This is a genomic window from Crocosphaera sp. Alani8, assembly GCF_038442745.1.
Lineage (GTDB): Bacteria > Cyanobacteriota > Cyanobacteriia > Cyanobacteriales > Microcystaceae > Crocosphaera.
Genome location: NZ_JARVCN010000186.1, coordinates 1 through 6,662, shown reverse-complemented (window position 1 = coordinate 6,662; position 6,662 = coordinate 1). Strand labels below are relative to the sequence as shown.

Annotated in this window: 8 protein-coding genes; all 8 read left to right on the top strand. The window is 35.9% G+C overall.

Translation table 11 applies throughout. From position 1 onward, the window contains the following. A partial coding sequence (locus P9B04_RS12125) for a DEAD/DEAH box helicase (RefSeq protein WP_446717997.1) occupies window positions 1-2,711 on the top strand: 2,711 nt, incomplete at its 5' end. A gap of 89 nt (window positions 2,712-2,800) precedes the next feature. Continuing rightward, entirely contained in the window at window positions 2,801-3,244 is a 444-nt protein-coding gene (locus P9B04_RS12120) for a hypothetical protein (RefSeq protein ID WP_342055248.1), read from the top strand. A 74-nt stretch (window positions 3,245-3,318) separates the two neighbouring features. Beyond that, a complete protein-coding gene (locus tag P9B04_RS12115) occupies window positions 3,319-3,504 on the top strand; it encodes a hypothetical protein (RefSeq protein WP_342055247.1) in 186 nt (61 codons plus the stop codon). Window positions 3,505-3,560: 56 nt separating this feature from the next. Next, window positions 3,561-3,668 (top strand): RNA polymerase, encoded by a 108-nt coding sequence (locus P9B04_RS12110; protein WP_342055246.1) that lies wholly within the window; start codon window positions 3,561-3,563, stop codon window positions 3,666-3,668. 8 nt (window positions 3,669-3,676) lie between these two features. After that, window positions 3,677-4,564 (top strand): DUF5895 domain-containing protein, encoded by an 888-nt coding sequence (locus P9B04_RS12105; RefSeq protein ID WP_342055245.1) that lies wholly within the window; start codon window positions 3,677-3,679, stop codon window positions 4,562-4,564. 136 nt (window positions 4,565-4,700) lie between these two features. Continuing rightward, entirely contained in the window at window positions 4,701-4,967 is a 267-nt protein-coding gene (locus P9B04_RS12100; RefSeq protein ID WP_342055244.1) for a hypothetical protein, read from the top strand. 397 nt (window positions 4,968-5,364) lie between these two features. Next, window positions 5,365-5,754, top strand: coding sequence for a hypothetical protein (locus P9B04_RS12095; protein WP_342055243.1), 390 nt, complete (start codon window positions 5,365-5,367; stop codon window positions 5,752-5,754). 50 nt (window positions 5,755-5,804) lie between these two features. Beyond that, window positions 5,805-6,302 carry a hypothetical protein gene (locus P9B04_RS12090; RefSeq protein ID WP_342055242.1) on the top strand — a complete coding sequence of 166 codons (498 nt, stop codon included), beginning with the start codon at window positions 5,805-5,807 and terminating at the stop codon, window positions 6,300-6,302. The last annotated feature ends 360 nt before the right edge of the window (window positions 6,303-6,662 follow it).

Sequence of the window (6,662 nt, the reverse complement as noted above, 5' to 3'; positions counted from 1 at the left end):
CTATAACGCAAGATATCAACTCCATTCCTGACTGGTTAGAAGTGGGGAAATATGCGTTTTCGACTGAACATCAGAAAAACGTTAAAGTCCTAGGTTTCTTAGGACATATTGCCAATTGTCTCGTATTAGGTGAACCCACACCTATTGAGATTGAGAAGTTAACTCCATCTACCATAGAAGTTAAAGAAGTTGATATTAGTAAAATATCTCATTTAACTTACGCTTCTCTTGCAACAGAATGGCAAACTGAAATTAAAGACATCAAAATCTTTCCAGGGGATGACGCTAATTGTTCACCAATTCCTAATCAGATTTATCCTTCTTTTCAAGAGGCTCTATCAAGAACAGGAATTAAGAGCTTTTATTCCCATCAAGTCAAAGCATGGAATGAATTAAATAATAGTCATTCTATCTGTATTACTACTCCGACAGCTAGTGGGAAAAGTAATGCGTTTATTCCTTTTGCTTTCCATCAAGCATTGACAAAGCAGAGAACTAGCCTCTTTATTTATCCTTTGAAAGCTTTAGCGTCAGATCAATATTCAAAACTAGAAAAGCTGAATAAAGCTTTACCTAACCATGAACAATTGTTTATTGCTAAGTGTACGGGAGATGTTCCTTTAGATACAAGAAAAGGATATTTTAAGGGGGTTAAATCCCCTGATATTATCGTCATTTCTCCTGATGTTCTTCACCATCTTTTGTACCATGCGAACAAATCTCAATTAATTCTCTTAAAAGATTTTCTGTCACGGTTAGACTTAATTGTTTGTGATGAATCGCATACCTATATTTCTAGTTTTGGGATTCACTTTGCCAACCTACTCAGACGGTTAAGATTAGCGGCTCAAAATTCGGGTAATTTAAAAGAGGAAATTAAGTGGGTTATTTCTACAGCAACTATATCCAACCCCTTAGAATTGGCATCTCAATTGACCGATTTATCTTCTCAAGAAATTACCTTGATTAAAGAGAGTGGAGCTAAGTCTTATGAGAAAACACTGTTGGTTTTTAATCCTCAGAATTCCCCTAATTTCACTTGTACTAATTTAATTAGTTCGTTACTGAACTTCGACTTAAAAGGATTAGTCTTTGTTAATTCGAGACATACCAGTAAACAGATATTCTCTCTCTTATCCTATCATCATGGAGGTTACATTGCATCAGTTGATTTATTCTACGGTTCCCTAAGAAGTAAGCAACGAAAAGAACGACTAGAAAAACTAAGTACAGGAGAAACCCAAATATTAATTACCACCAATTGTCTTGAAGCTGGTATCGATTTACCTGAGTTAGATTTTGTGGTTTTGAGAGGCTTTTCTAGTCTCAACAGCTTCTGGCAACGAGGGGGACGCTGTGGGAGAAAATCCCCAGGTTTAATTATTTTCATTCCTGATATTAATAATCACATTGACTATTATTATGCTACTCAACCTCAACGATTACTATCTCCTGTAGAAAAAGTCAAGATTCAACCCAATTACCCGTCTATTCTCAGTCGTCATCTTCTATGCGCTGCTGCGGAAGGAGGAATGATTACAGATGAAGTTACTCAATATTTTGGTAATAGAAGTGACTTGATTACGGCTGAATTATTAAAGCAGAAACAATTAGCATGGTCATTAGGGAAAAAGCTATGGAAAAAGGGTTATCCTCATAAGTATGTATCACTGAGAGGGATCGAGAATGAGACAATTTCCTTAATTGATGTTAACACTTCTGAGAAATTAGAAGAAATGAGTTTGTATATTGCTCATAAAGAATGCCATCCTGGGGCGATTTACTTAACAGCAGAAGATGGAAAAACAAAAACTTGGTTATGCAGAAAACTAGATCTAGAAAAGAAAACAGCTAACCTCGAATTACAGCCATCTTCTGATAGAAGAACAAAACCCTTACTAGAATTAGTTGTTGAACCTTCCTATAAATTAGAGGAACCAAAGATAGTTAAGACTGCTATCCCAAATGGTAATTTAAGACTAATTTTCTATTGGGGAAAGGTTAAGCGACAGGTGATTGGTTTCCAGGAACTACAGTTAGTTTATGCGCCGACTTGTATTAATCGAAACTGTAGTCATTACCATGTTCCTAAAGCCCCACAGGAAACGAAATGTCCTCACTGTGGATGGACACTCAAGCAACGATTAAATACCCAAGAAGTGGAAGAGTTTGAGTTTAACCCCCCGTTAACAACCACCATAGAAGTTCCTATGTTCAGGATTGAAGTTAACGAAACCTTAGCATCAGCTATTAAGAATAAGGTGGAAGAAATAAAGAAAGCCATCTTAAACACTTACCGAAATCCTGATGATATCCCTCACCAATTAAGTGCCACTTTTACGTTTGAGCCAGTCCATTTAGCTTTGCATTCTTTGTGCCATTTGTTAACGAAAGCGGTTCCTTTATTGTTCTTAGCCAGTCACCAAGATTTGAGTAGCTATATTGAGCAAAGACCAGGTAATATCGGAACCTCCCATAGAACTATTGCCTACCTTTTCGACAGTGTTCACGAAGGTTGTGGAACCACAGAAGCCTTGGTTAATGATTGGGATAGCTGTATAGAAAAAGCATTGAAATTGGCTAACAATTGTGATTGTGGGGATCTAGGCTGTCCTCGTTGTTTGACGGAAATTGGCTGTCCTGAGTCGAATGATGGACTGTCTAAGTTGTTAGGTTTATGGTTGTTAGAACAGATTGCTAGTTATCCTTAATCAAGGAAGACCGTACAATTAAGTACGATCTTCCTTGATTATTTTTTGCGCTTTGCGCTGCTAGAAAAAGCAATATTTCTATCAGCATTATGCCAAGCTATCCGTGTGGACGAATGCCCTGTGTCTGGGCTAGTTTATCAGTCGCAGCTACCAAACTTAAAGAAATTGATACCGACAACGAAATTGCTAATTCCCTGCTTTTCGAGTTAGAAACTGCTGTCCATTTAACAGAAACGTTTGACAAAGTGTGGAGTTCAATTTACTGGAACAAATCGAGTAAAAAAACGAGAGTCCGGGTAACAATTACTTTAACCAAATTAGCTCAGTCTATCTTCGATCATATCACAGAAAGTATCAGTTTATTCGATGAGCTTTGTGAGCAACAAGAACAACTACAAACCATAGAATTAACCTCTGACTGGGTAAATGTGAAACAGAGCTTATACTTAGCGCAGTTGGCTTTTCAAGAAACTCACTATCGACTAATTAAACCTTTGCCTTTGTTTGAATATTTAGACAAACAGAAAAAGTGATAAATTACATTGTTCATTGATAAAAGAACCGCGCATTTGCGCGGATGTATTGAAAAATGTATTTTGTTTCTCCCATGAATTCTAACACAACTTCCTCTAAAAAAAAAATTCATCTAACCACTTTGAACGAGCAATCATTAACCTCAACGCTCATCTTAGAAGAAGAAGAAAACACCGAGTTGTTGGAAAGAGAACAAGCTTGGCTTGAACAAGCCGAAATGCAACATCTACGTTACGCAGATATTGATTTGCACTATTAACTATGCACAAGAAATTATTTACAACTATCACAGAGATGCTATCTCAGTTAACTCAAATGCAAGAAGATCTAATTAATCTCAAGCAACAAATTATTGAGATAGAAATGTCTTCTGAAACAACATCTCCACAAGCTACATCTCCCGTCCAAACTTTACCTTTCTAATAATTATTATGGCTAGAACAGGAACCAAAATACAAGAACCCTTGACCCCCGAAGTGGTAAAAGAAATGCCACAAGAAATCGCTGAAAATACCTTAATTAATTGTAAACCAACAGCTACCATCGACAGAGATGAGTTTGCTTCTACTGAGTTTATTGACCCCCATGCCAGGCTTCCCCGTATTCAAGCATTACGAGGTACTAGTCCACAATTGTGTGGGTATTTCATTGGTATTTCGGAACTAGCGAAAGCTGGTTTCATTGACTTCGACTCAGTGGTAGATCAACTCATCGAATATAGCTTTGAGTCTTCGGGGAAAACTGAACAAGGTTTGTTACTCCAGAAGCCTCGTATGTTAGTTTGTACCAGAACCCCATTACTAGGTTTTGACCGAGTAGCCACCCAAGAAAGCGAACAGTTAGTCATTGTTGGTCATTGGCAACGCTCCTTTAAAGACGATGATAACATTGGTAACTGCCAATTTTACGAAATTATCCTCTTAAACGAAGATAATCAGCCTTTACATACTGTTCCCTTATCCTATGTAGCTAAAGGGGCAAATCAAGCTACTTTTAGCCAAGAATGGCAACAACTTACACAAGAAGTCACTAATTGCCATGCGCTCGCTAATGGCATTGCAGCAAGACCAAAGGATGCTCGCTTTAAGTCGTTATGTGTCTTTGAATTAAGCGTAGGACGTGAAAAAGTGGGGCAAAAGCAGAAATCCTTTGCTTGTCGGGTAAATGGACACACTGTACCCACGATGGAAACTTGGCGAAATTTCTTTGTTGGTTTTAACCCTATTCTCAAACAACAAGTTTGGGAGGGATTACAACCAACATTACCACCAGCTATTCCCGAAATCTTAGCATTACCTGGAGTAACCGAAGAAAAGTAATTGATTATAGCAGGATTGTAACATCAATTAATAATGAACAATTAACAATTAAATAAATATTTCATTGTACATTGTTCATTATACATTGTTCATTGTTGAATCCTGCTAATGTTGTTAGTAATGAGGGCAAAATGTAATGAGTAAAATAAATGATTTAGATGCCGAATCCATTTTGGTTCCTAATACACCAGATAAACTTGTAAGACTGTGGGGCAAAGAACGAAGAGACTTAGCGAAAAATTCTAAAGTCGACAAAGAAACTTTAGAATTATTAGTTTGTTCTACCCATTATTTAGGGGAAATAACCCAAGGACGCGCAGCAGAAATACTAAACCTACACCGCTTAGAATTTCGAGATTTATATCTCAAATGGGAGAAAGAATATCAGGAAAACTTAGATTAACAAGATTAATCAACTGGTTTAACGACAGAAAAACACTAAATTTTTTTGTCCTATTTGTTCTAAGCTTAACCATTGCTCATCTTAGATTTAGGCGTTGCCTTTATTTTCAAAGAATAGAGGAAATGTCTTATGTTTAGCTGGATTTATTCGTTTATCATTTGGGCTTTAGGAGTTAGTTTAATCCTAAGTTCAATAAATTAATTTATTTCTATTTTAACTTATGCTACTCGCATAAGTTTATTTTTTTCAAAAGCTGATAACGCTTCGCGTGGGATTTATGAAAGTAGTGAAAAACATCACTTAAATAAGGTTTATTAGTTAACCTATTTAACCCAGAATTACTGAATTAAAACTAATAAGTATTAACATCATAAACCCTAGTAAAAGAGAGGACAAAATGGGTAGATACATTGAATGTGAAGTTAACGGAGAATGTCACTCCGTTTGGAAATATAGATTTGCGAGCCAAGAATCTGAAATGTACCGCATTTTTACTGAGTTGAAAATCGGAGAATATTCTTTGCTTCAATATGTTCTCGAACAGAAGGAAAACGAGCCGAATTATAAGTATATTTCTATTTACAAATTTAAGGAATGGATGGAAATTGGTGGAGACAGACTCATTCTCAACAGAAAGGATTGTGAAAAACTAAAAATAGCCATTGAAAAACTTAAACAATCTTTGACTAACAAAGATGAATGGTATATGAGAATGCTCGAAGCCATTGTTAATTTTATCAATAAGCATAAAGAACAAGAGCGATTTATTTTTCACGGTGAACTTTAACTTTTTCCCTTTCAGGGAGATTCTTTGGAAAATCAACAAGGAGTCTCCCCATGCTCAACGGTTTTGCTGCTGAACAAAGAGTATTTGATCTTATCAATAAATCCCGTAAAATTAAAGGGTTTAAACTGCCGTCATCAGAAAAGTTGATAAAAATCGCTTCTCAGTCTAAATTAGGAAGAAAAAGAATTAAATCAGCAACCTCATATCTCCTTCAAGAATACGGTGTTGATTACAGACATCCTGAAACCAATCAATTATCTCGAATTCTTGACTGGGAGATAGTTCCGAATACAGTTATTCTTGATTATGTATTTGGCATTGATGCAGTTGTCAATGTATTAGGTTTCATCATAGCTATTGATGTTACCATCAATTCCAATGCTATCGAAAAAAAGCAACAGAAATTAAGTTGGCTCAGACCTTTATGGCAACAGGCAGGGATTGACAAAGCTTGCGTTTGTTATTTTCAAAGTACATCTCCTAATAATTTTTGGAATGCTCTCAAAACAGTTACAAAACAGGACAAAATTCTTGCCATTTCAATATAATAGAAACTTACCCCCATTTTGGGGGACTATTTCTATTTTTTTGTTATTTATTAATCTAATTAACCCATGAAAAAACTTTTAAGTGATATCATTGCAAAAGTTCAACAAACTATCATGAAACAGTATGGCCACTTTACAGAAGATAGTTATGTGATTGATAGACCAATCCCGACACCAGTTACTAGTTTAATTAGAAAATTGGGGAAGTGGTTAGTAGCATTAGATTCTTAAATTTCCTTCGGAATCATTAATTGAAAAATTAACTAGAATGTCATGGAAATTTTGAATAATTCCGTTTGCACTTGTGTTGAAGATGACTGTCGTGAGATTGATATCATTAGAGAAATTGATGATATCAAA